A 26,042-nucleotide genomic window follows, 5' to 3' on the forward strand; every position below is an offset into this window, starting at 1 on the left:
CATCTGCTATGTTAGCCATCCCTAATGGTTTCTACCGATGGGATGGCTCCGATGAGGCCGATCGCGACCCGATATGCGCGCAGCGGTGACGTCCACATAGCCTATCAGGTGGTCGGCCAGGGGCCGATCGACCTCGTTTTTGTTCCCGGCTTCATCTCCAATCTCGACCTGCACTGGGAAGACGAAGGCTACAGCCGGCTGTTGCACCGGTTGTCGTCCTTTTCCCGCCTGATCCTGTTCGACAAGCGCGGCACCGGGCTTTCCGACCGGGTCGACGCGCATGCCCTGCCCAGCCTCGAAACGCGCATGGACGATGTCCGCGCGGTGATGGACGCCGTGGGCTCGAGCCGGGCCGCAATCCTGGGCGCCTCCGAAGGCGCGCCGATGGCGATCCTGTTTGCCGCGACCTATCCGGAACGGACGCGCTCACTGGTGCTCTATGGCGGCTACGCGCAGTTCGACAAATGGGTGATGGGGCGCGAACGGTTCGACGCCTTCATCGAGGCGGCGGCGATCTCGTGGGGCACGGGCGCGACGCTGGCGAACTTTGCGCCCGGACGTGTCGACGACAGCCGCTTCGCCAACTGGTGGGCACGTTTCGAGCGGCTGTCGGCCAGCCCGACCGCAGCCGCCGCACTGGCCCGGATGAACGCAGACATCGACGTGCGCGGCGTCCTGTCGAGCATCCGCGCGCCGACGCTGGTGATCCATCGCCGCAACGATGCGCGGGTCAACCCCGACGCCAGCCGCTATCTCGCGCAGAAGATCCCCGGCGCGCGGCTCGCCGAAATCACCGGGCGCGATCACCCGATCTGGACGGGCGACGTCAACCGTGTCGCCGATCTGGTCGAGGAATTCCTGACCGGCACGCATGCAGCCCCCGACACGGAGCGGGTACTCGCTGCCCTGCTCGTTACCCGCATCTCGGATACGGCACGGCTGGGCGACCGGATGTGGGCGGAACGCAGCCTGCGCTTTCATGAGACCTGGCGCCTTCTGGTCGGTCGCCACGGCGGTCGCGCCGCCGACCAGCATGGCGAGATGCTGGTCTCGCGCTTCGACGGCCCGGCGCGGGCGGTGCGCTGCGCCTCCGCCTTGCGCGAGGCGGCCCAGGACATCGGCATCGCCAGCGCACAGGGCGTGCATGTCGGCGAGGTCGAAATGCGCGGGCCTCCCTCCGGCCTGGCGATCCGCGTGACGGCGCAGATCGCCGACCATGCCGGGCGCGGCGGCATCCTTGCCTCGCGGCTGGTCGCCGATCTCGCCGCCGGCTCGGGCCTGCATTTCATCGATGCCGGGCGGTTGTCCCTCGACGATCTCGACGAGCCGCTCGCGCTGGTCGAGGCGACGTCGGAACAGCACCTGGAGCCGGCATGCCGCAGCAGGGCGATCGCGGTGGAACCATCGGCGCTGACAGTGCGCGAGAACGAGGTGGTGGCGCTGATCGCCGACGGCAAGAGCAATGCCGCGATCGCAGCCGAGCTCAGCCTCAGCGAACACACGGTCAAGCGCCATGTCGCCAACATCCTGCTCAAACTCGACCTGCCGTCACGCGCGGCGGCGGCGGCCTTTGCCGCCCGCCAGACTGGCCCGGACGGGCCATAGCGGAAATGGCCCGTCCGGGCGAAGCGGAAGAGCCGCACAAGGGACTACAAATTCTCCCCAAGCAGGCATGCAAAATGGCCATGGACCTGCGCATGGAGGAAGTCATGACCAAGGCACGTGAGGTGTTCGCAGCGCTGGCGGTCGCAGCCGGGTTCTCCGCGCTCATCGCATCGAGCGCGCTCGCCGAGGACAGTTCGGCTGAGGCAACCTACCGGGATATCGAGGCCACGCTCGGCTCGGTGCCCGGCTTCTTCAAGCAGTTTCCGGAGTCCGGCATCGCCGGCGCCTGGGCCGAATTCAAGGGCGTGCAGCTCAATCCCAAGACCGAGCTGGACGGCAAGACCAAGGAACTGCTCGGCCTGGCGGTCGCAGCACAGATACCGTGCCAGTACTGCATCTATTTCCACACCGTAGCGGCCAAGGCCAACGGCGCCACCGACGAGGAAATCCGCGAGGCCGTGGCGATGGCTGCGACCGTGCGGCACTGGTCGACGGTGCTGAACGGCATGCAGGTCGACTACTCGCAATTCAAACAAGAGATCGACACGGTGATGGCCGCAGCCAAGGCCAAGTCGCAATAGACCGCTGAGATCAATCAACCGGGCGTCCCGCTGAGGGCGCCAACAGGAGGAACAAATGCTTGCCACCAAGGAAGCCGTGACCGGCGCCTCGATCAAGAAGGCGATCGAAGGCCGCGACGGCAAGATGCTGTCCAGCTTCTATGCCGACGACGCGCTGGTGCGCGTCATCGACCGCAACAACCCGCCGAGCAAGCCGCGCGAGATCCGTGGCCGGGCTGCCATCACCACCTTCTGGGACGACATCTGCAGCCGGGCGATGACCCACCGCGTCGACACCACCATCGCGCAAGGCGACAGCCTCGCCTTCTCGCAAGCCTGCTCTTACCCCGACGGCACCAAGGTCTTCTGCGCGGCCATGCTTGAACTCAAGGATGGCAAGATCGCGCGGCAGACCGTCGTGCAGGCCTGGGACGAGTGATCGAATGCGGACGAATGGTCGTCCGCAAAAAGGGAGGAAGCCATGTTCGTCGCACGCTGGAAGATCGATGCCCGCTTCGGGCACAAGCAGGGTGCAATCGAGTTGCTGCGCCAATGGGAACGGGAGATCGGTCCGCAGGCCGGCACCGACCAGATGGCGATGCAGATCCTGACCGGATCGATCGGCGCCAAGGAGGCGGCGATCGAGGTCAACCATACGGTCGAGAGCCTGGCGCAACTCGACGACATGTTCGCCAAGATCTCCAAACTCGACGCCCACGCCCAATGGGGCAAACGGCTCGAGCCGCTGGTCGTGTCAGGCTCGTCCTACTGGAACATCTACCGGGTGATTGACTGACGACCACCCGACCACCAATGCCTACTGATGCGTTTCGCCCGGAGGGCGGTCTTCGACCGGCCTTCGGGTACTGTGGCGCAGTGCGAAGAGGAAGATAATCTCGGCGGCGACGACGATCGCGATGATGCGGAAGCCGATGGTCACAGGATCGTGGTCGCCATCGCGCATCAGGTAGCCGCCGATCAGGAAGGCGGAATTCCAGATCAGGGCGCCGCAAAGCGTGGCCAACGCGAAAGGCACGAAGGAAAGCCGCAGGACGCCGGCCTCGAGCGCCAGGTAGGTGCGCGCCACCGGCACCAATTGGGCGATCAGCGAAGCGCGGAAGTTGTTGCGGCGATAAGCCTGCGTCAGCTTCTGATAGGTCGCGTGCTTGAGGAAAACGTACTTGCCGAAGCGCTTGACGGCAGCGTCGGCGCGATCAGGCCCCAGCCAATTGCCGCCGGCATACCAGATCATCGAACCGAGGGTCGAGCCGACCATGGTCGCAAACATCAGCGCGACAAGCGTCTGCATGTCCGGCGCGGCGGTCATGCCGAGGAACAGCAGCAGCACATGCGACGGCGGGACCGGCGATATCTTCTCGGTGAAGGCCAGGCCGGCGGCACCAAACAGGCCGAAACCCAGGATCGATGGGATCATGCAAAACGCCAGTCGTAACTCTTTGCCGGCTTCATCCTGGTGATCCGATAGACGGCCGCCGGCGGCAGGTTGCGGAAAGTATGGCCAACGCGCGTCACTTCGAGACCGAGCCTGTCGAGTAGCGGCTGATCGATAGGAAACGGAAGCCGTAGGTGAACATATACATCGCCCCGCCGGGCCTGACATTAGCAAAAACGCCTTCGAGGATGGCGAGTGTCCGGCGCGGCGCGGGCCCGGGCCTCAACCTGGTCCATGAGATCATGCAGATCCATGGCGACCGCATCGAACTCGCCTGCGGCGAGCAAAGAGGCGCCCGCTTCAGGATGGTCTTTCCCAGCGATCCGGCTGCCTAGCCAGCGGCGATGGAGAGCTTCGCGCCGGCATCGGACAGCGCCCCGGTGAGATCGTCCGCCGGCTGCCGGTCGGTGAAGAGTTCGGTGAAGCCGGAAAAGCCGCAGACCTGGACCAGCCCCTGGCGGCCGAACTTGGTGTGGTCGGTGACGACGACCGAACGCTGGCCGCGCGACAGCACCATGCGGGCGAACTCCGCCTCCTCGAGATCGTAGTCCATCACGCCGTTGGCCGCGTCGAGCGCGCCGGCCGAGATCACGGCATGGGTGACGGCGAAGCGGCTGACGAATTCGATGGCCGAGACGCCGAAGGCAGCGCCGCTGTCGCTGCGCAGTTCGCCCCCCGCCATGTAGACCTTGTTGCCGTTGACGGTGGCCAGCGTGCGGGCGATGTCGGAGGAGTTGGTCACCACCGTCAGGCGACGGTGGCCGAGCAGTTCCCGGGCGAGATAGCTGGTGGTGGTGCCGGTATCGAGCATGACTGACTCGCCGTCATGGATGGTGGCGGCGACGGCATTGGCGATGGCACGCTTGGCCTCGGCATTTTCGCGCATGCGGCGCTCGAAGGGCGCCTCGCCGACGGCCGACGGCAGGCCGATGGCACCGTGCATCTTGAGGATCGCCCCGTCGGATGCCAGCGGCTTGACGTCCCGCCGCACGGTTTCGAGCGACACGCCGAGCTTGTCGGCAAGGTCGGCGATGGTGATCGTGCCCTCGTCCTCGAGCAGGCGCAGGATTTCGCTGTGACGCTTGGAATGGTTCATCAGGCTGCCCCGCTCGAAGGGCCAGTATGGCCGTTTCCGAGATTCACGATGACTGACTCTACCGTATTTATCCCGCGATATTCAACAGATACGGTCAAAAGAACAACAAAAACCACAAACCCGGATTGACACTGCCGCTTCCGCTGCGTGAGACTGCCCGTCAACAAAATCAGGGCGCAAGGGGAACGCGCCGGACACGGCACGGAGAGGCTGGATGTCGAATAGCGAGGATCGCATCCGCGCCCTGCCGCTGTGGAACGGGGCAGTGACGATCGCGCCGCTGAAGGGCGGCATCAGCAACGAAAGCTGGGTGGTGACCGACGCGTCGGGGGCGCATGTCGTGCGCTTCGGCAAGGATTTTCCCTTCCATCACGTCACCCGCGAGCGCGAGGTGATGGTGGCGAAAGCAGCCTTCGAGGCGGGCTTCGCGCCTGAACTGCAATATGCGGCACCCGGCGTGATGGTGACGGAGTTTCTCGGCGCCAGGACCTATGGCGCCGGCGATGTCAGGGCCAATGCGACAGGCATCGCCCGCATGGTCAGGCGCTTCCATATCGAGATGCCCAGGCATGTTTCGGGGCCCGGCTTCATGTTCTGGGCCTTCCACGTGATCCGCGACTATGCCCGCACGCTTCAGGCCGGCGGCAGCCGGATGACGGCCGAATTGCCCCGCTATCTCGAACTGGCCGACGCGCTCGAGGAGGCGCAGGCGCCCCTGCCGATCGTCTTCGGCCACAACGACCTGTTGCCGGCCAACTTCCTCGACGACGGCGACAGGCTGTGGCTGATCGATTTCGAATATGCCGGATTTTCGACCGGAATGTTCGACCTTGCCGGCATCGCCTCCAATGCAGGGATGACTGAGCAAGAGTCGGACGATCTGCTCACCACCTATTTCGGCGGCCCGCCCGACCAGGAAATCCGCCGCTCGCACGCGGCCATGCAGTGCGCCTCGCTGCTGCGCGAGGCGATGTGGAGCATGGTCTCGGAAATCCACCTCTCCGCTCCGGGCAGCGACTATGTCGCCTACACCGCCGAGAACCTCGGAAAGCTCGATGCGGCGCTCGAAACCTATCGCACATTGTACGGAAAACTCTGATCATGGCCCTCCCTTCACATGCACAGATCGTCGTCATCGGCGGTGGCATCATCGGCTGCTCGACCGCCTATCACCTGGCGCGCGACCACAAGGCCGACGTGATCCTGCTCGAACAGGGCAAGCTGACCTCGGGCTCGACGTGGCATGCGGCGGGGCTGGTGGGGCAGTTGCGCTCGTCGGCCTCGATCACCCGCGTGCTCAAATATTCGGTCGAGCTCTACAAGGGGCTGGAGGCCGAGACCGGGCTTGCCACCGGCTGGAAGATGACAGGCTGCCTGCGGCTCGCCACCAACCAGGACCGCTGGACCGAATACAAGCGGCTGGCGACGACGGCCAAAAGCTTCGGCATGGACATGCAGTTGGTATCGCCGGAAGAGGTCAAGCGGATGTGGCCGCTGATGGAGACCTCGGATCTCGTCGGCGCTTCGTGGCTGCCGACCGACGGCCAGGCGAGCCCCTCCGACATCACCCAGTCGCTGGCCAAGGGCGCGCGCATGCATGGCGCGAAGCTGTTCGAAAACGTCCGCGTGACCGGCTTCGAGATGAAGGACGGCCGCATCCTGAAGGTTATGACCGACCAGGGCGACATCGCCTGCGACAAGGTGGTGAACTGCGCCGGCCAGTGGGCGCGGCAGGTGGGTGCGATGGCCGGCATCAACGTGCCGCTGCAGCCGGTCAAGCACCAGTACATCATCACCGAGAAGCTGCCCGGGCTCGCCACCGATGCGCCAACCATCCGCGACCCTGACCGGCGCACCTATTTCAAGGAAGAGGTCGGAGGGCTTGTCATGGGCGGCTACGAGCCGAACCCGATAGCCTGGACCACAGGCGACGTGCCCAACGACTGGGAATTCCGGCTGTTCGACGACGACTACGACCATTTTGAGCAGCACATGGTGCAGGCGATAGAGCGTGTGCCCGGACTGGCTGATGTCGGCGTCAAGCAGATGATCAACGGCCCGGAGAGCTTCACGCCCGACGGCAACTTCATCCTGGGGGCGGCGCCCGAGTGCCAGAATATGTTCGTCGGTGCCGGCTTCAACGCCTTCGGCATCGCCTCTGGCGGCGGTGCCGGCTGGGTGCTGGCGCAATGGGTCGTCGACGGCGAAGCGCCGCTGGACCTCTGGGTGGTCGACATCCGGCGCTTCTCGGGCCTGCACCGCGATCGTCAATGGGTGTCCGACCGCACGCTCGAGGCCTATGGCAGGCACTACACGATCGGCTTTCCGCACGAGGAATATGACAGCGGCCGGCCCTACATCGTCTCGCCGCTCTATGAGCGGCTGAAGAAGTATGGCGCCGTCTTCGGTTCCAAGCTCGGCTGGGAGCGGCCCAACTGGTTCGCGCCCAAGGGCATGGAGGCGAAGGACGTCTACGCCATGGGCCGCCAGAACTGGTTCGAGCCGGTGGGCGCCGAGCACGCCCATGTGCGCGAGGCGGTCGGCGTCTTCGACCAGTCGTCCTTCGCCAAATACGAAATGACGGGCAAGGACGCGCAACAGGCGCTCGACTTCATCTGCGCCAATGACGTGTCGAAGCCTGCGGGGCGGCTGACCTATACGCAACTGCTCAACACGCGGGGCGGCATCGAGGCCGACCTGACCGTGGCGCGGCTGGCAGAAGACAAGTTCTACATCGTTACCGGCACCGGCTTCCGCACCCACGACCTGGCCTGGATCAGCGACCACATTCCGGAGGGGCTGGACGCGAGGCTGGTCGATGTCACCGAGCAGTTCGGCACGCTGTCGCTGATGGGGCCGAATGCGCGGAAAGTGCTCGAAGCCGTCACCGATGCCGACGTCTCCAACGCTGCCTTCCCCTTCGGCCATATCAAGGAGATCGCCATCGCCGGTGCCACCATCAGGGCGCTGCGCGTGACCTATGTCGGCGAACTCGGCTGGGAACTGCATGTGCCGATCGAGGCTACAGGCGAGGTGTTCGACGCGCTGATGGCGGCGGGCGCTGCACATGGCATCCGCCCGGTCGGCTACCGCGCGCTGGAATCGCTGCGGCTGGAAAAGGGCTACCGCGCCTGGGGCTCGGACATCACCCCCAACGACACGCCATTCGAGGCGGGACTTGGCTGGGCGGTGAAGCTGAAGAAGAACATCGACTTCCTCGGCCGCAAGGCGCTGGAGAAGCTCGGTAACGCGCCGCTGACCAAGCGGCTCGCCTGCTTCACCGTGGACGACAAGGAGGTCGTGCTTGTCGGGCGCGAGACGATCCTGCGCGACGGCCAGCCGGTCGGCTACCTCACCAGCGGCGGCTATGGCTACACAGTGGGCAAGAACATCGGCTTCGGTTACGTCCGCGACGCCGGAGGCGTCGACGATGCGTTCCTCACCGGCGGCAGCTACGAGCTGGTGGTCGCCATGGAGCGGGTTGCGGCGAAGATCCACCTCGAGCCGCTGTTCGATCCCGCCGCAGCACGTGTGAAGGGGTAGGTGCTCGCCAAAAAGCCATGATCTGCCTTATCAAGGCTCGCAAGGACGGGCACGAGACAAGGACCTGATGATGGCGAAACAGATGGCGCGCGCGGCATTACGCGCAACGGCGATGGGCGGACTGCTTTTCCTGGCCGCCTGCCAGACCGGTTCGAACATGGCCGGTGACGGTGCCGGCGCGTCGACGACAGGCATAGCCTATCTCCAGACCATCCGCTCCGAGCACGGCCTGCCGCCGCTGCGCCCCGACTCGACGCTGGAGCGCGCAGCACTGCAGCAGGCGGGCTACATGGCGCGCAGCGGCAAGATGGAGCACACCACCGGCTGGGGCAAGGACTTCGCCGCCCGCATGAACGACAACAGCGTTGCAGGTGCTGCAGCCGAAAACATCGCCCATGGCGGCATGGAGCCGGCCAAGCTGTTTTCGATGTGGATGAACTCCGCCGGACACCGCCGCAACATGCTCGACCCGCGCTTCAGCAAGTTCGGCCTCGCCTATGTGCGCGAGGCCAAGGGCAGCGACAAGCGCTACTGGGCGCTGGTGCTGGGCAAATAACCCTCAGTGCACGCTGGTCGGCACCGTCTCTGGTTCGGCCTTGTCCACCACCTTCTGGCGGTGGAAGATGAACAGGCCGGCAACGACGATGATCGCCGAGCCGATGAGGCCCTGAGCATCGGGGTAATCGCCGAAGAAGGCGATGCCCATGACAATTGCCCACAGAAGCAGCGTGTATTGCAGCGGCGCCAGCAGCGAGGCGGGCGCGAGCTTGAGCGCGCGCGTAATCATCAGGTGCGCCGCGCATGAGACGACGCCGAGCAGCAGCATGGCCGACCAGTCGAGCGCACTTGGCGCGCGCCAGTCGGCGACCGCCAGCACACCGCCGACAATAAGCGCGCCCACCGTCTGCCAGGTAACGAGCGTGGTGTCGTTGGTGGCGCGCAGCTTGCGGCTGAGGATCAGCGTGACGGAGAAGGACAGGCTGCCGACGATGGCGAACAGCGACGGCCAGGACAGCGAGGCTGTCGACGGACGCAGCGCAATGACCACGCCGCAGAAGCCGAGCACGATGGCGATCCACCGGCGCCAGCCGACCTTTTCGCCAAGGAAGAAGTGCGAAAGGGCGGCGATGTAGATGGGGCCGGCCATGTAGAAGGTCATGACGTCGGCCAGCGGCAGGTAGGCGACGGCGGCATAGAAAAAGCCCGTATCGGCCGTGGCGAGCACGACGCGAAGCACCTGCAGGCCCGGGCGCTCGACCCTTGTCAGAGGGGCTACGCCTTGCTTGGCGATCATCGGGCCGAGGATGATGAAGGCGCCGACCGAGCGGATGAAAAGCACCTGGCCGACGGAGAAGCTGGTGACCAGCCATTTGCCCATGGCATCGTTGAGGGCGAACATGAAGTCGCCCAGCAGCATCAGCAGGACGCCCGCGAGAACGAGGTTCCCCTTGGGCAGGGCTATGGCTTGTCGAAATGTCATGGTGTCAGCGTCCGCGGGCAACGGGCCCGGATCGCGCCTATCTAGGCCCGCAACGCCATCTTTGCGAGAGCTAAGTGCCCTGGACCATGCGTTGCTGCGTCGCAGCGCCAGCGATCACGGCCTGGGCGCGACGACGATCGGGCGATAGACGACAAACGGTCGACCCCAATCATCGAACTCGCTGCGACGGCGGAACTCGGCGCGGCGGTCGAGTTCGATGCGCTGCAGGCATTCGGCGAAGGCGTCATTGCGCTTGGTGAAGCCGTAGGTACGGCACTTTTCCTCGTCACGGGCGCGCTGCTCTTCGGAAGACACACAGCCGGCAACAACGGCGGCCGTGAGAAGCAACAAGACGGTCCTGAACTTCATGGCTGCGCCTCGCATTCAAAACTTGATTCCGGACGGCGACTTTATTCGTTCGGCCGGGGTTCGGGAAGAGGTGGCCTATTCGCCTGCTGTCGGCATTACCCCTCTCCGGCTCGGCTTTGCCTCGCCACCTCTCCCCACTTCGTGGGGCGAGGAACCCAAGCTGGAAAAGCACCTCTCAATTTGCTTGCTGCGGCACGACGTGGCGGCGGTTGATGCTCGCCGGACGGCCCTTGATCGAAAGTGACGTATCGCGCTTCGGGCGCTCGGCCACCACCTTGCCTTTGGCGACGACGCACAGCCGCTCGGCGCGCAGGCGCACCGCCTCGATCGGATTGCCGGCGTCGAGCACGACGAGGCTCGCCGTCTTGCCAACCGCGAGGCCGAGATGGTCGAGCCCCATGATCTCGGCATTGACCCTGGTGACCATGTCGAAGCAGCGGCGCATATCGGCGGGCGACGACATCTGGGCGACATGCAGGCCCATGAAGGCGACATCGAGCATGTCGGCGGTGCCGAGCGAATACCAGGGGTCGAGCACACAATCCTGGCCCCAGCCGACGCGGATGCCGGCCTTGAGCATCTCGGGAACGCGGGTCATGCCGCGGCGCTTGGGATAGGTGTCGTGCCGGCCCTGCAGCATGAGGTTGATCAGCGGGTTGGGGATCGCCGACACGCCGGCTTCGGCGATGAGCGGCAACAGCTTCGAGACGTAATAATTGTCCATCGCGTGCATCGAAGTCAGATGCGAGCCGGCCACCCTGCCCTGCAGGCCGAGGCGCTGGGCCTCGTAGGCCAGTTGCTCGATGTGGCGCGACAGCGGATCGTCGGTCTCGTCGCAATGCAGGTCGACCATCAGCCCGCGCTCCGCCGCGATTTCGCAGAGTTCGGTGACCGAGCGCGTGCCGTCGGCCATGGTACGCTCGAAATGCGGAATGCCGCCAATGACATCGACGCCCATGTCGAGGGCGCGGATGGTGTTTTCGCGGGCCGTCGGCGAGCGATAGAGCCCATCCTGCGGGAAGGCGACAAGCTGCAGGTCGATGTAGGGCGCGATCTCTTTCTTGACCTCGAGCAGGGCCTCGACGGCAAGCAGCCGATCATCGCAGGTGTCGACATGGGTGCGGATGGCGAGCAGGCCCATCGACACGGCCCAGTCGCAATAAGCAAGCGCCCGTTCCTTGACCGCCTCATGGGTGAGCAGCGGCTTGAGTTCGCCCCACAGTGCAATGCCTTCGAGCAGTGTGCCCGACGCATTGATGCGCGGCAGGCCGTAGGACAGCGTCGCGTCCATATGGAAATGCGGATCGACAAAGGGCTGCGAGACGAGGTTGCCGGAGGCATCGACGACACGGCCCGCCTCGCCGTCGATGCGCGGTTCGATCGCGGCGATGCGGTCGCCCTTGATGCCGATGTCGGCAACGGTTCCATCGAGCAGCGTGCCGCCCTTGACGATCAGGTCGAAGCTCATCTCTCGCCTTTCTGGTACGGGATCATCAGCGCCTTGGGATAGGTAGCGCGGCGCGCCACCAGGATCAGGGCCAGGATGGACAGCGCATAGGGCATCATCAGGAACACCTGGTAGGGCACGATGCCGCCCGACATCTGCTGTAGCCGCACCTGGTAGGCGTCGAAGGCGGCGAACAGGATGGCGCCGATCAGCGCCTTGCCCGGCCGCCACGAGCCGAACACCACCAGCGCGATGCAGATCCAGCCGCGGCCGTTGATCATCTCGAAGAAGAACGAGTTGAACGCCGACATGGTGAGGAAAGCGCCACCGATGGCCATCAGCGCGCTGCCGACCATGACAGCGCCGATTCGGATGGCGGTGACGGAGATACCCTGTGCCTCGACGGCCGAAGGGTTCTCACCGGCGGCGCGGACGGCAAGGCCGACGGGCGTGCGGTAGAGCACCCAGGCGACGACTGCGACGGTGAGGAAGGCAAGATAGGTCAGCGGCGTCTGCGAAAACAGCGCTTCGCCAAGCACCGGGATCTTCGACAGGCCGGGGATCGGCAGCGGCTGGAATGGCTCGATCTTGGGCGGCGAGGTCACCTCGGGCAGCGCCAGGCGATAGATGAAATAGGTCAGGCTGGTGGCAAGCAGCGTGATGCCGATGCCGACGACATGCTGCGACAGGCCGAGCGGCACGGTCAGCGTCGCATGCAGCAGGCCGAACATCGCGCCGGCAAGGGCAGCCACGAGCACCCCCGTCCACAGGTCGCCGCCGGCATAGACGGTGAACCAGCCGGCAAAGGCGCCGGCGGTCATGATGCCCTCGATGCCCAGGTTGAGCACGCCGGCACGCTCGCAGATCAGTTCGCCCATGGTGGCGAAGATCAGCGGCGAGGCGATGCGGATGGCAGCGACCCAGAAGGAGGCGGTGAAGAGAATTTCAAACGCGTCCATCAGAGGGCTCTCCGCCTCGATACTGCCTGCATCAACCGATGTGGGCGCCCTACGTTGCCCCCCTCTGGCCTGCCGGCCATCTCCCCCTCAAGGGGGGAGATCAAGCTGTGACCAGCGCCTTGCCCAATCGTCGGCGGCAGAAAGGTTTCGCCATGTCTGCCAAAGCGCATTGCGACGCGGCAGGAATTGGTGCGGCGTCGACGCGACTGATCTCCCCCCTTGAGGGGGAGATGGCCGGCAGGCCAGAGGGGGGCGCGAAGGATCACAGCCATCACCTCCACCTCACCCGGAACCGCGTCAGGAGTATCGCCACCACCATCGTCAGCAGCGAGGTGGCGACCATGACGTCGGCGATGTAGCTCGGCACCTTGGCGACGCGGCTCATGGCGTCGGCGCCGACGAAGATGCCGGCGACGAAGATGGCCGAGGCGATGACGCCGAGCGGGTTCAGCATTGCCAACATGGCGACGACGATGCCCGAATAGCCGTAGCCCGGCGACAGGTCGAGCGTCAGGTTGCCCTTGAGGCCCGACACTTCGGAGAAGCCGGCAAGTGCCGCCAGCCCGCCCGACAGGAGTGCCGTCTTCATCAGCACGCGGTTGACCGGAATGCCGACGAAGCGGGCACCCTCGGGATTGTGGCCGACGGCGCGCATCTCGTAGCCGAGCACGGTCTTCTTCATGATGACCCAGACGACAATGGCCGAGACGATGGCGATGACGAAGCCGTAATGCAGCCGCTTGCCCTGGATGATGCGCGGCAACTGCGCCTCGGCGATGACCTTCTGCGACTGCGGCCAGCCAAGGCCCATCGGGTCCTTGAGCACGCCCTCGAGCAGCATCGAGACGAACAGCAGCACGATGAAATTGAGCAGGAGGGTGGTGACGACCTCGTCGACGCCGAAGCGGGTCTTCAGGATCGCCGGACCGAGAAGCAGCAACCCTCCGGCGAGCATCACCGCCAGCATGATGATAGGGACGAGAACGATCGATGGCAGCGGCAGGGCGCCGGTGCCGAGCACCACGGTGACGATGCCGCCGACATAAAGCTGGGCCTCGGCGCCGATGTTCCAGAGCTTGGCGCGGAAGGCGACGGCGACCGCCAGGCCGGTGAAGATCAGCGGCGTCGCGCGCGTCAGCGTCTCTAGCAGGGCGAATTGCGAGCCCGCGGCACCTTTGGCGACGAGGTAGAAGACCGACAGCGGCGAAGCCCCGGCCGCGAGTACCAACAGCGAGGTGATAAGCAGCGTGGCAACAATCGCCGCGATCGGGAACAGCAGGGTGAGCGCCAGCGACGGCGCGGGTTTCGGCTCAAGCCGCATGATGTTGCCTTCCCCCGGCTTGAGATGGCTGCGGGACAGCGCCCCCCTCTGTCCTGCCGGACATCTCCCCCACAAGGGGGGAGATTGGCCGGCCGCGCCGGTTTCGCCAACCTGCGGAGTTGCAGAAAGGGTGCTGTCGTCGCCACTGCTGATCTCCCCCCTTGTGGGGGAGATGTCCGGCAGGACAGAGGGGGGCAACGTCGAGCGCGGCCCGAGCAAAGGTGCACATGCCCCTCACGCGGCCTGCCCCTCTTCGCCGTGACCTGCCATCAGTTCCCCCAATTCGCGAATAGAGCGTTCGCCGCGCGCCGACGGGCTCGAAAGCCGCCCCTTGGACATCACGACGATGCGGTCGGACAGCGCCAGGATTTCCTCCAGGTCCTCCGAGATCAGCAGCACTGCTGCCCCCCGCTCGCGGGCGGCAAGCAGCATGCGGTGGACATAGGCGACCGCGCCGACGTCGAGGCCGCGCGTCGGCTGGCTGGCGAGGATGACCGCAGGCTCGGGGTCAAGCGCGCGGCCGAGGATGAGCTTCTGCATGTTGCCGCCCGAAAGCAGCCGGATGCGCGCCTCGGGCGACGGGCATTTGACGTCGTAGTCGGCGATGATCTCCTCGGCGAAGCTGCGCGCCGCCTTCCAGTCGAGAAAGCCCATGCGGCTGAAGCGCGGACTGCCGTAGCGCTCGGCGATGACGTTCTCGGTGACGCTCATGTCGCCGATGGTGCCGACGGCGTGGCGGTCTTCCGGGATGCGGGCGACGCCATGGCCGAGCGCTGCCTGTGGCGACCAGTCGCCGACCGGTTGGCCGGCAATGGAAATGCCGCCGCCGGTGGGGCGGCTTGTGCCGGCGATGAGAGCGGCAAGGGCCGCCTGGCCGTTGCCGGAAACGCCGGCCAGGCCGGTGATCTCGCCGGCGCTCAGGGTCAGCGACACCTCGTCGAGGCCGGCGCCATTGTGGCGGGCGGTGGAGACACGGTCGAACACCAGCAGCGGCGCGCCAACCTGGACCGGGCTGACCTCCGCCGGCTTGACCTCCTGGCCGACCATCAGGGCCGCCAGTGCCTTGCGATCGGTCGCCTTGGTTTCGCGTTCGCCGGCGAGCCGGCCGGAGCGCAGCACCAGCACGCGGTCGCTGACGGCCATGACCTCATGCAGCTTGTGGGAAATGAAGATGATCGACAGGCCCTTGGCGACAAGCAACTTCAGCGTATGGAACAGCGCGTCGGTCTCGGCTGGCGTCAGCACCGCCGTCGGCTCGTCGAGGATCAGGATGCGGGCCTCGCGGTAGAGGGCCTTCAGGATCTCGACTCGCTGGCGCTCGCCGACGGAAAGGGTCGAGACGGTAGCAGTGGGGTCGACCGCCAGGCCGAAATCGGTGGAAAGCTGTCCTATGCGGTTGCGCGCGGCGGCCCGGTCGAGGCGCGGACGCCACAGGCTCTGAGTGCCGAGGGCGATGTTTTCCAGCACCGTCATGTTGTCGGCGAGCGTGAAATGCTGGTGCACCATGCCGATGCCGGCATCGAGTGCTGCGCGCGGATCGCCCGGCGGCAACGGCTTGCCGAAGGCCTCGACCGTGCCCTCGTCGGCAACATAGTGGCCGAAGAGGATGTTCATCAGCGTCGTCTTGCCGGCGCCGTTTTCGCCGAGCAGCGCAATCACTTCGCCGCGCTTCAGCTCGAAGGAAATGGCGTCGTTGGCGACGAGCGGGCCGAACCGCTTGGTGATGCCGGAGAGGCTAAGGACGGGTTCTGAGGCGGTGGGCGACATTCGCGATCCGGGCGGGGCGATTGGGCGACCCCTTCTCCCCCTGTAGGAGAAGGTGGCCGAGCGGAGCGAGGTCGGATGAGGGGTGTTCCAACTTGGAATACCCCTCACCATTGCCAACCTTGCCGCTGCGGGGCTGCGGGGCAATCCGACCTCTCCCGCAAGGTGAGAGGTGGAAAGCGCTAGCTCGACTTGGGCTCGGCGTCGTTGATCTCAACGGTGAACGAGCCGTCCTTGATCGCCTTTTCCTTCTCGGCGACCTTGGCCTTGATCTCGTCGGGCACCTTGCCCTCGAAGGTGCCGAGCGGAGCCAGCGACGAGCCGCCGTTCTTCATGAAGGAATAGACGCCGTAGTCGTCGGCCTTGAAGGTGCCGGCCTTCACTTCCGCAATCGCCTTGTCGAGCGTCGGCTCGAAGTGCCAGAGCGCAGAGGCGACGACGGTTTCGGGATAGTCGGCCTGGGTATCGATGACGTTGCCGATGGCCAGCACCTTCTTTTCCTTGGCCGCGTCGGACACGCCGAAACGCTCGGCGTAGAGCAGGTCGGCGCCGCCGTCGATCTGGGCGAAGGCGGTTTCCTTGGCCTTGGGCGGATCGAACCACGAGCCGATGAAAGCGACCTGGAACTTGGTGTCGGGGGCCACTTCCTTCACGCCGGCCATGAAGGCGTTCATCAGGCGGTTGACCTCGGGGATCGGGTAGCCGCCGACCATGCCTATATTCTTCGACTTGGTCATCGCGCCGGCAACGAGGCCGGAGAGGTAGGACGCGTCCTGGATGTAGTTGTCGAAGACCGAGAAGTTCGGCACGGCGGCGTCGGGCTTGAAGCTGGAGCCCATCAGGAAGGCGACGTCGGGATAGTCCTTGGCCACCGCGCGGGCGGCGTCCTCGACGCCGAAGACCTCGCCGAGGATGAGCTTGTGGCCGGCCTCGGCATATTCGCGCATGACACGCTCATAGTCGTTGTTGGCGGTGTTTTCCGAATAGACATATTCGATGTCGCCGCGGTCCTTGGCGGCGTTGGCCGCCTTGTGAATGCGGCTGACCCACTGCTGCTCGACCGGAACCGTGTAGACGGCTGCGACCTTGATCGGGTCGGCCGCGAAAAGCCGCACCGGCAGCCCCACCGCCGCCACGGCGGCGGAGGCACCCGCAGCCTTGATCAGCGTACGCCGAGACAAGCCGAAATCGTTTGAATTTCTTGGCATTCTTTCCACCTCTGGCTGGTTTTGGTCTTCTTTGGCGAAGGCGCGTTTTTTATCGTTTGGTCAACGGTATGCGAAATCCGGAATGCCGGCAATCCGCAGGCAGCCTGCTGTCCACCGTCTCCTTGCGCACTGCGACGGCAGGTCCTTGCATTGGCAGCACATCTCCCGTTTCCCTTGGCCCGCAGGTGCTTTATATAGGCCCGCACGGGGGGCCGCGCCTCAAGGGACCCATTGATTTGTTTGGATTTTTTCGTCCGACGCAGAATCACCGCCTGATCTTTCGATTGCTGCGCGAGTCCTTCCGCCAGCATGCCCTTGGCTACGGTATCGCAATCGCCGCCATGCTCGTGGTGGCCGGCATGACCGCGGCCAGCGCCTGGATCATGCAGGACATCACCAACGAGTTCGTCATCGGCAAGGACATCAACCGCGTCTACATGATCGCGGCGATGGTGGCGGGGATATTCATCCTCAAGGGCGTGGCGACGTTCGTCCAGGCCTTCTTCCTGAGCCGTGTCGGCAACAGCATCATCGCCGACCGCCAGCGCAAGATCTACGATCGCATCCTGGCGCAAGGCATCTCCTTTTACCATTCGATCCCGTCGTCGGACCTGATCACCCGCGTCACCCACAATGCGCAGGCAGCGCGTGCGGTGCTCGACGTCATCGTCACCTCCTTCGTGCGCGACCTGTTTTCGCTGCTCGGCCTGGTTGCGGTGATGGTCTACCAGCAGCCGGTTCTGTCGCTGGTCGCCTTCATCGTCGGCCCGATCGCCATCTTCGGCGTCAACCAGATCCTGCGCCGGGTGCGCAAGATCATGGAGGCGGAGTTCATGTCGCTGGCGCAGATCGTGCAGGTGATGCAGGAGACGACGGTCGGCGTGCGCATCGTCAAATCCTTCAATCTCGAATCCCTGATGCGCAGCCGCATGCACCGTGCCGTCTCCGACGTCGAGCAGCGCGCCAACACCATTGCCGCGCTCGAAGCCGGCACCAGCCCGATCATGGAAACGCTGGCCGGCCTCGCCATCGCCGGCGTGGTGCTGGTCAGCGGCTACCTCGTCGTCCAGGGCGGCCAGACCCCGGGCAGCATCATGTCGTTCATCACGGCACTGCTGTTGGCCTACGAGCCGGCCAAGCGGCTGGCGCGGTTCCGCGTTTCGCTCGAGGCCGGCCTTGTCGGCGTGCGCATGATGTTCGAACTTACCGACCGGCCGCTGACGATTACCGAAAAGCCTGGTGCCGAGGCATTGTTGGCCGGCCCCGGCAGGATCGAACTCAAGGATCTCAGCTTCTCTTATGCCGACGGCGAGCCGGTGCTGCGCGATCTCGACCTGGTCTTCCCCCCGGGCAAGATGACCGCACTCGTCGGCCCCTCGGGCAGCGGCAAGTCGACGATCATGAACCTGATCATGCGCATGTACGATCCCGACAGCGGCCAAGTGCTGTTCGACGGGCAGGACATTTCGCATGCGACGCTGCATTCGGTGCGCGATCGCATCGCCTATGTCAGCCAGGATACCTTCCTGTTTACCGGCACGATCATGCACAATATCCGGCTCGGCCGCGAAGGCGCCAGCGACGAAGAGGTGATCGCAGCCGCCAAGGCCGCCAACGCGCACGACTTCATCACGGCGCTGAAGAACGGCTATGCGACCCAAGTCGGCGAGAACGGCGCCCTGCTTTCGGGTGGCCAGAAGCAGCGGCTGTCGATCGCGCGCGCCATCCTGCGCGATGCCAACGTGCTTTTGCTGGACGAAGCCACCAGCGCACTCGACGCCGAATCCGAGGCGCTGTTCCGCGAGGCGCTGGAAAAACTGTCGGCGGGCCGCACGACGATTGCGATCGCACACCGGCTGTCGACCGTTCACCAGGCCGACAACATCGTGGTGATGCAGGACGGCAAGGTTACCGAACAGGGCCGCCATGCCGATCTTCTGGAAGCCGGCGGGCTCTATCGCCGGCTCTATGAATTCCAGCTGATGCGCTGATGTGCGCCTGAAAGCCGCGCCTTGGCACACCCGGGGCACGGCTTTTTGCTTGCCCACCTGGCCTTCTGTGCCGCTCAATCGATGCGGATAAAGACGCCCTTGGTGTTGAGATATTCGCCAAGATGCTCGCCACCGCCCTCGCGGCCGTAACCGCTCATCTTGTAGCCGCCGAAGGGTACCGCGGGGTCGATGGCGTGATAGGTGTTGACCCACACCGAACCGGCCTGCAGCCGGCGCGACAGCTGGTGCGCGGTGGCCAGGTCGCGCGTGAAGACACCGGCGGCCAGGCCATAGGGCGTGTCGTTGGCGCGTCTGACCGCCTCGTCCAGCGTATCGAAAGGCAAGGCCGAGATGACCGGGCCGAATATCTCCTCGCGCGCTATGCGCATGGTGTCGGAAACGCCGGCAAAAACCGTCGGGGCGATGAAGTTGCCGGCAGCCAGGGCGCCGTGCGACAGCCTGGTGCCGCCGGTGACGAGCCGAGCGCCCTCCTCGGAGCCGGCACGCAGATAGCCCTCGACACGCTCGAGCTGGCGCGGCGAAATCAGCGGGCCGATTTCGGTCTCCGGGTCAATGCCATTGCCGATGCGCAAGCTTGCGGCATAAGCGGAAAGACGTTCGACGAACTCGTCATGGATCGAACGCGCGACGAACAGGCGCGAGCCGGCGATGCAGATCTGGCCGGAATTGGCGAAGACCGACATGGCGGCGACCGGCACCGCCCGCTCCAGGTCGGCATCGGCGCAGACGATGACCGGCGACTTGCCGCCGAGTTCGAGCGACACGCGCTTGAGATTGCCGGCCGAGGCCCGGACGATACTCTGGCCGGTCAAGGTGGAGCCGGTGAAGACGATCTTGTCGATGCCCATGTGTTCTGCCAGCGGCGCGCCGGCCTCCGCTCCGGTGCCGGTGACTACATTGACGACACCGTCGGGCACCCCGGCCTCTGCCATCAGCTCGGCGATCAGCAGCGGCGTCAGCGGCGCTTCTTCCGAGGGCTTGAGCACGACGGTACAGCCTGTCGCCAGCGCCGGGCCGATCTTCCAGATCGACGCGGCGGTCGGTGCATTCCACGGGATGATCGCGCCGACGACGCCGACCGGCTCCTTGCGCGTGAACGAAACGATGTCGCCGGGCAACGAGTTCTCGATGGTCTCGCCGTGCAGGGCGGTCGCCATGCCGGCATAATAGCGCAGCATGCCAAGGACGCGATTGGCATTACCCCGCGCCCTGGCGATGGGCAGCCCCATGTCGGTGGTGTCGGAGGTGCAGATCTCCTCCCAGTGGCGCTCGAACAAATCGGTAATGCGCAGCAGCAGCTTCTGCCGTTCATGCGGCTTGAAGCGGCTCCATGGTCCGACAAAGGCATTGCGTGCGGCGGCCACTGCACGCTCGATATCTTGCCTGCCGCCGCGCGGCACCGTGGCGATGATCTCGCCGGTGGCCGGGTTGCGCGTCTCGAAGGTCTGGCCGGAAGCCGCCTCCACCCACAAACCGCCGATGAACATCGGCCTATGGCGGCCATCGATGGGCTGGCGGATGGGGACGATGGTCATGGTGTGCTCCTCGCCGGCGCGGCCGAGGCGTGGCGCCATGGCCTGGTCAACGCGGCAAGGCTAGGCTGGAGTGGCCACGCCATTCAAGCCATTGCGATGAGGCCAGGAGCCGAACGTCAGGCGATTGCGGTGCGTTCGAAATCGCCGGTGTTGCGGTCCATGACCCACAACTCGCCCGCCGAGATGTCGAACCAGGCGCCGAAGATTTCCAGCCGGCCCTTCTGCTCGAGGATCTGGACGCACGGGAAGGTGCGCAGATTGGCGATCGAGTAGCGGATCGAGATGCGCTCGAGCGCTGTCTGCCGCTCGGACTTGGTCATCATCTCGTTGCCGGAGACGACTTCGGCCGCAGGCCCCACGAGGCTCATCCACTTGCCGATGAAATCACCGGGCGAAAGCGGCGCGGCATTGGGGTCGAGGGCCGCGCGGATGCCGCCGCAGCGGCCGTGGCCCATGACGACGATGTTCTTGACCTTGAGCGCCTGCACGGCGAATTCGAGCGCCGCCGAAGTGGAGTGGAACTCGCCATCCGGCGAATAGGGTGGCACGAGATTGGCGACGTTGCGCAGCACGAACAATTCGCCCGGGCCGGCATCGAAGATGGTTTCGGGCGCCGCACGGGAATCGCAACAGGCGATGACCAGCGTTTCAGGCGACTGGCCCTCGCGCGCCAGCGACTTGTAATGCTCGGTTTCGGCCGCGTAACGGCCCTTCATGAAGTTGCGATAACCGGTGAGCAGCGTATCAGGCAAATTCGACATGGAGTTGCCCATAAACGGAAATTGCCGTTGCGGCAAATGCAAATGAGCAACAGCTACTAAGTCTCCAACGTCTTGGACCAGTGCCCCTCCCGTCGCTCAACCGCGGAACGAAAAGCCAGGCGCTTTACCATGAACGAAGTTGGGCTATGCTGTGGTTCGAACCGCACCAGAAGCGCCTTGCCCAAGCAAGGCTCTCGCCTGCCGAGGTAAGGCTCTCGCCTGCCCGTCGAAACCCGGCAGCCAACAACAGGCGCGGCACACTATCTGCAATACGGCAAGGAGAGTGAAATGCGCCTGCTCCTTTTCATCATTTTTGCTGCCGGCATTCTGGCGGCGACAGGCGTCGGACCCGCGCCCGTCTCACCCGCACAAGCCCAGGAATGCTCGGGCGAAAACTGCCCGCAGCCAAGCGGCCAGGGCAGCGGCCGGGACTGCGAAAGCAAGAAGGAAAATACGGTCAGCTGACGGCGCGCCAGCCCGACAGGTCGACTCACGTTTCTTCCGCGGGGGCTCAGAAGTGGCCGCGCATCGCCGGCAGCGCTCGCTGCGCAATGCCGGTTGATTTTGCGTGCGCCGTTGTCGAGGATGCCCGTAGAGCCTCGCTGCCGACAACAGACCGGGCCAGAAGCTGTCGCATTGGAAATGAGCATGGACGGACACGTCGTCGATAACCCGGCCATGAGCCGATACGAACTTGCACTGGGTGACGAAGTGGCGGCGGCCTACTACCGGATCGAGGACAACCGCATCGTGCTCGTCCACACCGAGGTGCCGCAGGCGTTCGCGGGACAAGGCATCGGCTCCAGGCTTGCCAAGGGTGTGTTCGAAGCCATCAAATCCAGCGGCCGCAGGGCGATCGCCAAATGCCCCTTCATGGCGACCTATGCCAGCCGCCACCCGGAATACCTGGCGCTGCTGGATGGTTGACCTTCCAAACGCCACCGCCTTGCGGACCGAGGTTCGAGCAATCTCGAGCGTCGATGCGAGGCAGCGCTTCTGAGCCGTACTTTCCACCTTCGAGCTACATCCGGGACAGGCCACACATGATCAAGGGCATAGCACTTCTGCTGCTGTTTCAACTGCTGGGGGAAAGCATCGTCTTCACCACGGGGCTTCCCCTGCCCGGACCGGTGGTTGGCCTGGTGCTGCTGTTCGTGGCGATGCAGGCATGCAAGATGCTCGGCCTCGGGCTGTTCGCCGAGGCGGAAACTGCGGCCGACGGCTTCCTGGCCAATCTCGGCCTGCTGTTCGTGCCGGCCGGCGTCGGCATCGTCGCGCTTTGGAGCCAGTTGCAGAGCCAGGCTGGTGCGATCCTGATGGTGTTGGTGGCATCCGCGGTTCTGACCCTTGCCATCACCGTGTGGACGTTCGTCATCGTCCGCCGGTTCGTCGGACGGGAATAGCCTGATGAAGCATCCCATCGAACTCTGGGTCTACCTGTCCGCCTCGCCGCTGCTGTGGCTCACCCTGACCTTGTTTGCGTGGATATTGGCCACCACGATCTCGGTGCGCCTGAAGCGCCACCCACTGGCCAATCCGGTGCTGATCACCATCGCGGTGCTGTCGACGACGCTGTGGCTGTTCGACGTGCCCTACGAGACGTTTTTCGAAGGCGCCCAGTTCATCCATTTCCTGCTCGGACCCGCCACCGTGGCCATCGCCATCCCGTTGTACCGCCAGTGGCAAAAGGTGCGGCAGGCGCTCATTCCCATGGCGGCGGCGCTGGTCGTCGGCTCCTTCTCCGCGGTACTGTCGATCGTGCTGATGGGCAAATGGGTTGGTCTTTCCCAAGATGTGCTCGTCTCGTTCCTGCCCAAATCGGCCACGGCCGGCGTGGCCATGGCGATTTCATCGTCGCTGGGTGGGAATCCCTCGCTGACCGCCGTCCTGGTGGTGCTGACCGGCATCGTCGGCGCGCTTGTGGTGACGCCACTGATGAATGCCATGCGGATCAAGGACTATGCCGCGCGCGGCTTTGCGGTCGGGCTGACCTCGCACGGGATCGGCACGGCCCGCGCCTTCGACGTCGATGAAACCGCGGGGCTGTTTGCCGGGATCGCGATGGCGCTGAACGCCATCGCAACGTCCCTGATCGTGCCGCTGCTGGTCAGGCTGGTGCTGTGATCAGCGGGGCGGTGGCTCTTCGCCGGGCGCCAGCGTCATGACGTCGGCCCATTCGGGATGCTTGCGATACTGCGCCCGCACATAGGGGCAAAGCGGCAGGATCTTGAACCCGTTCTTGCGCGCGTCCTCGACCAGGAATGTCACCAGGGCCGCGGCGGCACCGGTTCCACGCATCGTCTCGGGCGCGCCGGTGTGATCGGCGCTGATCAGCCCAGGGCCCCTCTTGGTGAACGTGATTTCGGCTTCGCCGTCGACGCCGGCGATGCGGGCGACGTAGCGCCCGTGGCGCTGGCCGCGTTCTTCCCTGGAGATGTCGATTTCGCTCATATCTTTTCCCTCTGCTTTCACATCATCAGACCTGGGAACGAAGGATCAGGCCACGGGCTCGGCCGACAGCATCCGTTCCATCTCGGAACGGCCGAAGGTGGCGCCGAAGATCGGCGTGCCGGTTCCGAAGGTGCGGCTGGCCGCGAGCGGACCGGCATCGACGGCATCGTAGCCAAGGCGGTCGACAAACGCTGCGACGATGCCGCGGGCCGCGGGATTGTTTCCGGCGATGGCCAGGGCACGCCTGTCGGGATCACCGGCCGGACGCGCCTCCTCCTCGATCTCATGGTAGCCCATGTGATTGAAGCTACGCACCAGCAGCGCTGCCGACAAGAACTCTTGGACAACCTCGCTGCTCGACCGCACGCCCTCGAACTCGGCGATTGTCCCGTCGGTCGGGGCCCAGTAGTTCATGATGTCGACCACCACCTTGCCGGCCAGAAGCTCGGGCTTCAGGCTGCGGTACTTCGACAAAGGCAGCGCCAGCAGCACGATGTCGCTTTCGGCGATCGCAGCCTCCGCCGTCACTGCCTTTGCCCCCGGAGCCATGATCTCCAGCAGCAGTTCGATCTCGGCGGGCGGCCGACCCGTTGCGACACGGACCTCGTAGCCGGCTCCTAGCGCCAGCCGAGCCAGCGCGGTGCCGACACGGCCGGCGCCGAGAATGCCGATGGCTGGCGTCTCAGGCGACATTGGTCAACTCCTTGATCGGCTTGCTGGTGCCGAGTTCGGCATCGACGAGCGGCTTCACCTTGGTGCCGAGCAGTTCGATGGAGCGCAGGAACTCCCTGTGCGGCATCTGGCCGACATCGGTCTGGAAGAACTGCCTCATGTGGCCGAGGCTCTTGTGCAGGGTCACGATCCGCTCGGCGATCTCCTCGGGTCCACCGGCAAACAAGGCGCCGGCACCGCTGGCCTCCTTGTCGAAATGGGCGCGCGGCGGCGGAGCGAAACCACGGATCTTGCCGAGCTGTTCCATGACGCGGTGCCAGTGGGTCCAGAAGAACTCCTTGGCCTGTGCCGCATCCTCGCCGACGAAGCCGGGGCTGGCGACAGCGACCTTGATCTTCTCCTGCGCTATGCCGGCCTGTGCGGCAGCACGCCTGTAGAGATCGGCCAAGGGCGCAAAGCGGTTGGCCTGCCCGCCGATGATGGCATAGGAGACCGGCAAGCCGAGCAGGCCAGCACGCACCGACGAATGCGGATTGCCGCCGGTGGCGAGCCAGATCGGCAGCGAACCGGCGTCCGGGCGCGGCACCACCAGCGCATCGTTCAGCGCCGGGCGGAACTTGCCGCTCCAGGTGATCGATTCGCTCTCGTTGATCTGGAGCAGCAGTTCGAGCTTTTCGGCATAGAGCTCGTCATAGTCGTTCAGGCTGTGGCCGAACAACGGGAAGGATTCGGTCGACGATCCGCGGCCTGCGGTGATTTCAGCGCGGCCGTTGGAGACAGCGTCGAGCGTGGCAAACTGCTGGTAGACGCGCACCGGATCATCGGTGCTGAGCACGGTGACCGCGCTGCCGAGCTTGATGTTCCTGGTCGTGGAGGCGGCCGCGCCCAGGATGACGGTCGCGGCAGAGGCCGGCATTTCGCGGGTGTGATGCTCGCCAATGCCGAAATAGTCCAGCCCCACCTGGTCGGCGAGCTGGATGGCTTCGAGCAGGTTGCGCGTGGCATCGGCGGTCGAGCCGAGCTTGCCGGTCGCGGCGTCGGCCTGCACATCGCCAAAGCTGTAGACACCCAGTTCCATGGTCTTCGCTCCTTTGTCGGCGGCGCCCTTGTCGCTCGCCTTGTCAGTAAGTATATTTTTGTAACCTGGCCTAATATTGTTACTGGCCGGAAAGGCGCAAGGAGGCACATCGATGTTACCTGAACCGAGCGGCCTGCTGGAGATTTGCAGGCCTGTCCGCCACATTCTCGCCCGCGTCGGCGACAAATGGAGCGTGCTCATCGTCATGGCCCTGCGCGACGGCCCGCGCCGCTTCAACGAGATCAAGCGCGCCATCGGCACCATCTCGCAGCGCATGCTGACATTGACGCTCAAGGGCATGGAACGCGACGGGCTGGTGCGGCGTACGGTGACGCCGTCGAACCCGCCCCGCGTCGACTACGAACTCACCGAATTGGGGCATTCCCTGCGCGGACCGATCGAAGAGCTCGGGCGCTGGGCGATCGACAACGAGAGGCGGATCACCCAGGCTCAATTGTGGTTCGACGGCCGCGACAAGGCCGCCTGACCTGTTCCGGCAGGTGCGGCCGGCGACAAGCTCGCAGCGCGGAGCTCCCCGAAGCGTTCGACGCCAAAGGTCAGGAGCCGACCGGCATGTTCGCCAGATCGGTTTCGCCTGCGCACGCTCTAGCGCCGGCGACAATGCTCGTTAATTTGCGAAGAAAATGGCGCGCCCGAAAGGATTCGAACCTCTGACCCCCAGATTCGTAGTCTGGTGCTCTATCCAGCTGAGCTACGGGCGCGCAACA

28 protein-coding genes, 1 tRNA gene and 1 pseudogene are annotated in these 26,042 nt (G+C 65.1%); 14 read left to right on the forward strand and 16 right to left on the reverse strand.

All coding sequences use genetic code 11. The features are described 5' to 3' along the window. Positions 1-51 precede the first annotated feature (51 nt). The 4 genes from O1Y97_RS23815 to O1Y97_RS23830 all read left to right on the forward strand — a co-directional run bounded on the left by O1Y97_RS23815 (position 52) and on the right by O1Y97_RS23830 (position 2,961). Positions 52-1,605: an alpha/beta fold hydrolase gene (locus O1Y97_RS23815; protein ID WP_318762619.1), complete on the forward strand. Its 1,554-nt coding sequence runs from the start codon at positions 52-54 to the stop codon at positions 1,603-1,605. A 104-nt stretch (positions 1,606-1,709) separates the two neighbouring features. After that, positions 1,710-2,186 carry a carboxymuconolactone decarboxylase family protein gene (locus O1Y97_RS23820; RefSeq protein WP_318762620.1) on the forward strand — a complete coding sequence of 159 codons (477 nt, stop codon included), beginning with the start codon at positions 1,710-1,712 and terminating at the stop codon, positions 2,184-2,186. Positions 2,187-2,241: 55 nt separating this feature from the next. Then, positions 2,242-2,604, forward strand: a complete 363-nt coding sequence (locus O1Y97_RS23825; RefSeq protein ID WP_108609458.1) for a nuclear transport factor 2 family protein — start codon at positions 2,242-2,244, stop codon at positions 2,602-2,604. A gap of 42 nt (positions 2,605-2,646) precedes the next feature. Then, positions 2,647-2,961 carry a hypothetical protein gene (locus tag O1Y97_RS23830; protein ID WP_108609459.1) on the forward strand — a complete coding sequence of 105 codons (315 nt, stop codon included), beginning with the start codon at positions 2,647-2,649 and terminating at the stop codon, positions 2,959-2,961. 21 nt (positions 2,962-2,982) lie between these two features. On the opposite strand, the gene O1Y97_RS23835 is transcribed toward O1Y97_RS23830, so the two are convergent. Then, positions 2,983-3,600 carry a DedA family protein gene (locus O1Y97_RS23835; protein WP_318762621.1) on the reverse strand — a complete coding sequence of 206 codons (618 nt, stop codon included), beginning with the start codon at positions 3,598-3,600 and terminating at the stop codon, positions 2,983-2,985. Beyond that, positions 3,597-3,829 (reverse strand): annotated as a pseudogene (locus O1Y97_RS23840) (SAM-dependent methyltransferase); the annotation flags it as partial. The gene O1Y97_RS23835 and the pseudogene O1Y97_RS23840, both read right to left, overlap by 4 nt. Here O1Y97_RS23840 and O1Y97_RS23845 point away from each other — a divergent pair. Further along, complete coding sequence (locus tag O1Y97_RS23845; protein WP_318764285.1) at positions 3,753-3,953, forward strand: hypothetical protein; 201 nt, start codon at positions 3,753-3,755, stop codon at positions 3,951-3,953. The pseudogene O1Y97_RS23840 and the gene O1Y97_RS23845 sit on opposite strands and share 77 nt — an antisense overlap. Here O1Y97_RS23845 and O1Y97_RS23850 read toward each other — a convergent pair. Further along, positions 3,950-4,714 carry a DeoR/GlpR family DNA-binding transcription regulator gene (locus tag O1Y97_RS23850; protein WP_318762622.1) on the reverse strand — a complete coding sequence of 255 codons (765 nt, stop codon included), beginning with the start codon at positions 4,712-4,714 and terminating at the stop codon, positions 3,950-3,952. The genes O1Y97_RS23845 and O1Y97_RS23850 overlap by 4 nt on opposite strands. A 214-nt stretch (positions 4,715-4,928) precedes the next feature. On the opposite strand from O1Y97_RS23850, the gene O1Y97_RS23855 reads away from it, so the two are divergent. The 3 genes from O1Y97_RS23855 (at position 4,929) to O1Y97_RS23865 (ending at position 8,813) form a co-directional block, all read left to right on the forward strand. After that, on the forward strand, positions 4,929-5,813 hold the full coding sequence (locus O1Y97_RS23855) for a choline/ethanolamine kinase family protein (RefSeq protein WP_108609462.1): 885 nt from the start codon (positions 4,929-4,931) through the stop codon (positions 5,811-5,813). A gap of 2 nt (positions 5,814-5,815) precedes the next feature. Beyond that, positions 5,816-8,257, forward strand: coding sequence for a GcvT family protein (locus tag O1Y97_RS23860; RefSeq protein ID WP_318762623.1), 2,442 nt, complete (start codon positions 5,816-5,818; stop codon positions 8,255-8,257). A 67-nt stretch (positions 8,258-8,324) separates the two neighbouring features. Further along, positions 8,325-8,813 carry a CAP domain-containing protein gene (locus tag O1Y97_RS23865; protein ID WP_318762624.1) on the forward strand — a complete coding sequence of 163 codons (489 nt, stop codon included), beginning with the start codon at positions 8,325-8,327 and terminating at the stop codon, positions 8,811-8,813. Positions 8,814-8,816: 3 nt separating this feature from the next. Here O1Y97_RS23865 and O1Y97_RS23870 read toward each other — a convergent pair whose 3' ends face one another. From O1Y97_RS23870 to O1Y97_RS23900, 7 genes are all read right to left on the reverse strand, one after another. Next, positions 8,817-9,737, reverse strand: a complete 921-nt coding sequence (locus O1Y97_RS23870; RefSeq protein ID WP_108609464.1) for a DMT family transporter — start codon at positions 9,735-9,737, stop codon at positions 8,817-8,819. Between the two features lie 114 nt (positions 9,738-9,851). Continuing rightward, on the reverse strand, positions 9,852-10,106 hold the full coding sequence (locus tag O1Y97_RS23875) for a hypothetical protein (protein ID WP_183264097.1): 255 nt from the start codon (positions 10,104-10,106) through the stop codon (positions 9,852-9,854). A 175-nt stretch (positions 10,107-10,281) separates the two neighbouring features. Further along, positions 10,282-11,574 carry an amidohydrolase family protein gene (locus O1Y97_RS23880; protein WP_318762625.1) on the reverse strand — a complete coding sequence of 431 codons (1,293 nt, stop codon included), beginning with the start codon at positions 11,572-11,574 and terminating at the stop codon, positions 10,282-10,284. After that, positions 11,571-12,512 carry an ABC transporter permease gene (locus tag O1Y97_RS23885; protein WP_318762626.1) on the reverse strand — a complete coding sequence of 314 codons (942 nt, stop codon included), beginning with the start codon at positions 12,510-12,512 and terminating at the stop codon, positions 11,571-11,573. The genes O1Y97_RS23880 and O1Y97_RS23885 overlap by 4 nt, the downstream gene beginning before the upstream one ends. Before the next feature lie 271 nt (positions 12,513-12,783). Further along, on the reverse strand, positions 12,784-13,833 hold the full coding sequence (locus tag O1Y97_RS23890) for an ABC transporter permease (protein WP_318762627.1): 1,050 nt from the start codon (positions 13,831-13,833) through the stop codon (positions 12,784-12,786). A gap of 234 nt (positions 13,834-14,067) precedes the next feature. After that, positions 14,068-15,600 (reverse strand): ABC transporter ATP-binding protein, encoded by a 1,533-nt coding sequence (locus tag O1Y97_RS23895; protein ID WP_318762628.1) that lies wholly within the window; start codon positions 15,598-15,600, stop codon positions 14,068-14,070. 179 nt (positions 15,601-15,779) lie between these two features. Then, entirely contained in the window at positions 15,780-16,805 is a 1,026-nt protein-coding gene (locus O1Y97_RS23900) for a BMP family protein (protein WP_318762629.1), read from the reverse strand. Between the two features lie 236 nt (positions 16,806-17,041). Here O1Y97_RS23900 and O1Y97_RS23905 point away from each other — a divergent pair, with 236 nt between their 5' ends. Beyond that, complete coding sequence (locus O1Y97_RS23905; protein ID WP_318762630.1) at positions 17,042-18,796, forward strand: ABC transporter ATP-binding protein; 1,755 nt, start codon at positions 17,042-17,044, stop codon at positions 18,794-18,796. A gap of 74 nt (positions 18,797-18,870) precedes the next feature. On the opposite strand, the gene O1Y97_RS23910 is transcribed toward O1Y97_RS23905, so the two are convergent. Further along, positions 18,871-20,352: an aldehyde dehydrogenase family protein gene (locus tag O1Y97_RS23910; protein ID WP_318762631.1), complete on the reverse strand. Its 1,482-nt coding sequence runs from the start codon at positions 20,350-20,352 to the stop codon at positions 18,871-18,873. Between the two features lie 116 nt (positions 20,353-20,468). Then, positions 20,469-21,113 carry a carbonic anhydrase gene (locus tag O1Y97_RS23915; RefSeq protein WP_318762632.1) on the reverse strand — a complete coding sequence of 215 codons (645 nt, stop codon included), beginning with the start codon at positions 21,111-21,113 and terminating at the stop codon, positions 20,469-20,471. Between the two features lie 288 nt (positions 21,114-21,401). Between O1Y97_RS23915 and O1Y97_RS23920 the strand changes: the two genes are divergently transcribed. The 4 genes from O1Y97_RS23920 to O1Y97_RS23935 all read left to right on the forward strand — a co-directional run bounded on the left by O1Y97_RS23920 (position 21,402) and on the right by O1Y97_RS23935 (position 23,237). Continuing rightward, positions 21,402-21,578, forward strand: a complete 177-nt coding sequence (locus tag O1Y97_RS23920) for a hypothetical protein (RefSeq protein ID WP_318762633.1) — start codon at positions 21,402-21,404, stop codon at positions 21,576-21,578. A 183-nt stretch (positions 21,579-21,761) separates the two neighbouring features. After that, positions 21,762-22,040, forward strand: a complete 279-nt coding sequence (locus tag O1Y97_RS23925) for a GNAT family N-acetyltransferase (RefSeq protein ID WP_108609474.1) — start codon at positions 21,762-21,764, stop codon at positions 22,038-22,040. A 116-nt stretch (positions 22,041-22,156) separates the two neighbouring features. Further along, complete coding sequence (locus O1Y97_RS23930) at positions 22,157-22,516, forward strand: CidA/LrgA family protein (protein ID WP_108609475.1); 360 nt, start codon at positions 22,157-22,159, stop codon at positions 22,514-22,516. 4 nt (positions 22,517-22,520) lie between these two features. Next, on the forward strand, positions 22,521-23,237 hold the full coding sequence (locus O1Y97_RS23935) for an LrgB family protein (protein ID WP_108609476.1): 717 nt from the start codon (positions 22,521-22,523) through the stop codon (positions 23,235-23,237). On the opposite strand, the gene O1Y97_RS23940 is transcribed toward O1Y97_RS23935, so the two are convergent. Genes O1Y97_RS23940 through O1Y97_RS23950 form a run of 3 tightly spaced genes read right to left on the reverse strand, consistent with a single transcriptional unit; the run spans position 23,238 to position 25,314 of the window. After that, positions 23,238-23,564 (reverse strand): GNAT family N-acetyltransferase, encoded by a 327-nt coding sequence (locus O1Y97_RS23940; protein WP_108609477.1) that lies wholly within the window; start codon positions 23,562-23,564, stop codon positions 23,238-23,240. Between the two features lie 45 nt (positions 23,565-23,609). Then, positions 23,610-24,257 (reverse strand): NADPH-dependent F420 reductase, encoded by a 648-nt coding sequence (locus O1Y97_RS23945; RefSeq protein WP_318762634.1) that lies wholly within the window; start codon positions 24,255-24,257, stop codon positions 23,610-23,612. Further along, on the reverse strand, positions 24,247-25,314 hold the full coding sequence (locus O1Y97_RS23950; protein WP_318762635.1) for an LLM class flavin-dependent oxidoreductase: 1,068 nt from the start codon (positions 25,312-25,314) through the stop codon (positions 24,247-24,249). The genes O1Y97_RS23945 and O1Y97_RS23950 overlap by 11 nt, the downstream gene beginning before the upstream one ends. Positions 25,315-25,426: 112 nt before the next feature. Between O1Y97_RS23950 and O1Y97_RS23955 the strand changes: the two genes are divergently transcribed. Continuing rightward, complete coding sequence (locus O1Y97_RS23955) at positions 25,427-25,801, forward strand: winged helix-turn-helix transcriptional regulator (RefSeq protein ID WP_318762636.1); 375 nt, start codon at positions 25,427-25,429, stop codon at positions 25,799-25,801. A 158-nt stretch (positions 25,802-25,959) separates the two neighbouring features. On the opposite strand, the gene O1Y97_RS23960 is transcribed toward O1Y97_RS23955, so the two are convergent. Next, a tRNA-Arg gene (locus O1Y97_RS23960) sits at positions 25,960-26,036 on the reverse strand. Positions 26,037-26,042 lie beyond the last annotated feature (6 nt).

Source organism: Aminobacter niigataensis (genome assembly GCF_946995915.1).
GTDB lineage: Bacteria > Pseudomonadota > Alphaproteobacteria > Rhizobiales > Rhizobiaceae > Aminobacter > Aminobacter niigataensis.

Coding starts and splice junctions, on each gene's coding strand:
- O1Y97_RS23915 (WP_318762632.1), bottom strand. CDS start 21,113: ATGTCGAATTTGCCTGATACGCTGCTCACCGGTTATCGCAACTTCATG.
- O1Y97_RS23940 (WP_108609477.1), bottom strand. CDS start 23,564: ATGAGCGAAATCGACATCTCCAGGGAAGAACGCGGCCAGCGCCACGGG.
- O1Y97_RS23855 (WP_108609462.1), top strand. CDS start 4,929: ATGTCGAATAGCGAGGATCGCATCCGCGCCCTGCCGCTGTGGAACGGG.
- O1Y97_RS23870 (WP_108609464.1), bottom strand. CDS start 9,737: ATGACATTTCGACAAGCCATAGCCCTGCCCAAGGGGAACCTCGTTCTC.
- O1Y97_RS23875 (WP_183264097.1), bottom strand. CDS start 10,106: ATGAAGTTCAGGACCGTCTTGTTGCTTCTCACGGCCGCCGTTGTTGCC.
- O1Y97_RS23885 (WP_318762626.1), bottom strand. CDS start 12,512: ATGGACGCGTTTGAAATTCTCTTCACCGCCTCCTTCTGGGTCGCTGCC.
- O1Y97_RS23830 (WP_108609459.1), top strand. CDS start 2,647: ATGTTCGTCGCACGCTGGAAGATCGATGCCCGCTTCGGGCACAAGCAG.
- O1Y97_RS23890 (WP_318762627.1), bottom strand. CDS start 13,833: ATGCGGCTTGAGCCGAAACCCGCGCCGTCGCTGGCGCTCACCCTGCTG.
- O1Y97_RS23900 (WP_318762629.1), bottom strand. CDS start 16,805: ATGCCAAGAAATTCAAACGATTTCGGCTTGTCTCGGCGTACGCTGATC.
- O1Y97_RS23850 (WP_318762622.1), bottom strand. CDS start 4,714: ATGAACCATTCCAAGCGTCACAGCGAAATCCTGCGCCTGCTCGAGGAC.
- O1Y97_RS23895 (WP_318762628.1), bottom strand. CDS start 15,600: ATGTCGCCCACCGCCTCAGAACCCGTCCTTAGCCTCTCCGGCATCACC.
- O1Y97_RS23815 (WP_318762619.1), top strand. CDS start 52: ATGAGGCCGATCGCGACCCGATATGCGCGCAGCGGTGACGTCCACATA.
- O1Y97_RS23860 (WP_318762623.1), top strand. CDS start 5,816: ATGGCCCTCCCTTCACATGCACAGATCGTCGTCATCGGCGGTGGCATC.
- O1Y97_RS23925 (WP_108609474.1), top strand. CDS start 21,762: ATGGACGGACACGTCGTCGATAACCCGGCCATGAGCCGATACGAACTT.
- O1Y97_RS23880 (WP_318762625.1), bottom strand. CDS start 11,574: ATGAGCTTCGACCTGATCGTCAAGGGCGGCACGCTGCTCGATGGAACC.
- O1Y97_RS23865 (WP_318762624.1), top strand. CDS start 8,325: ATGATGGCGAAACAGATGGCGCGCGCGGCATTACGCGCAACGGCGATG.
- O1Y97_RS23835 (WP_318762621.1), bottom strand. CDS start 3,600: ATGATCCCATCGATCCTGGGTTTCGGCCTGTTTGGTGCCGCCGGCCTG.
- O1Y97_RS23945 (WP_318762634.1), bottom strand. CDS start 24,257: ATGTCGCCTGAGACGCCAGCCATCGGCATTCTCGGCGCCGGCCGTGTC.
- O1Y97_RS23910 (WP_318762631.1), bottom strand. CDS start 20,352: ATGACCATCGTCCCCATCCGCCAGCCCATCGATGGCCGCCATAGGCCG.
- O1Y97_RS23920 (WP_318762633.1), top strand. CDS start 21,402: ATGCGCCTGCTCCTTTTCATCATTTTTGCTGCCGGCATTCTGGCGGCG.
- O1Y97_RS23825 (WP_108609458.1), top strand. CDS start 2,242: ATGCTTGCCACCAAGGAAGCCGTGACCGGCGCCTCGATCAAGAAGGCG.
- O1Y97_RS23935 (WP_108609476.1), top strand. CDS start 22,521: ATGAAGCATCCCATCGAACTCTGGGTCTACCTGTCCGCCTCGCCGCTG.
- O1Y97_RS23930 (WP_108609475.1), top strand. CDS start 22,157: ATGATCAAGGGCATAGCACTTCTGCTGCTGTTTCAACTGCTGGGGGAA.
- O1Y97_RS23820 (WP_318762620.1), top strand. CDS start 1,710: ATGACCAAGGCACGTGAGGTGTTCGCAGCGCTGGCGGTCGCAGCCGGG.
- O1Y97_RS23950 (WP_318762635.1), bottom strand. CDS start 25,314: ATGGAACTGGGTGTCTACAGCTTTGGCGATGTGCAGGCCGACGCCGCG.
- O1Y97_RS23955 (WP_318762636.1), top strand. CDS start 25,427: ATGTTACCTGAACCGAGCGGCCTGCTGGAGATTTGCAGGCCTGTCCGC.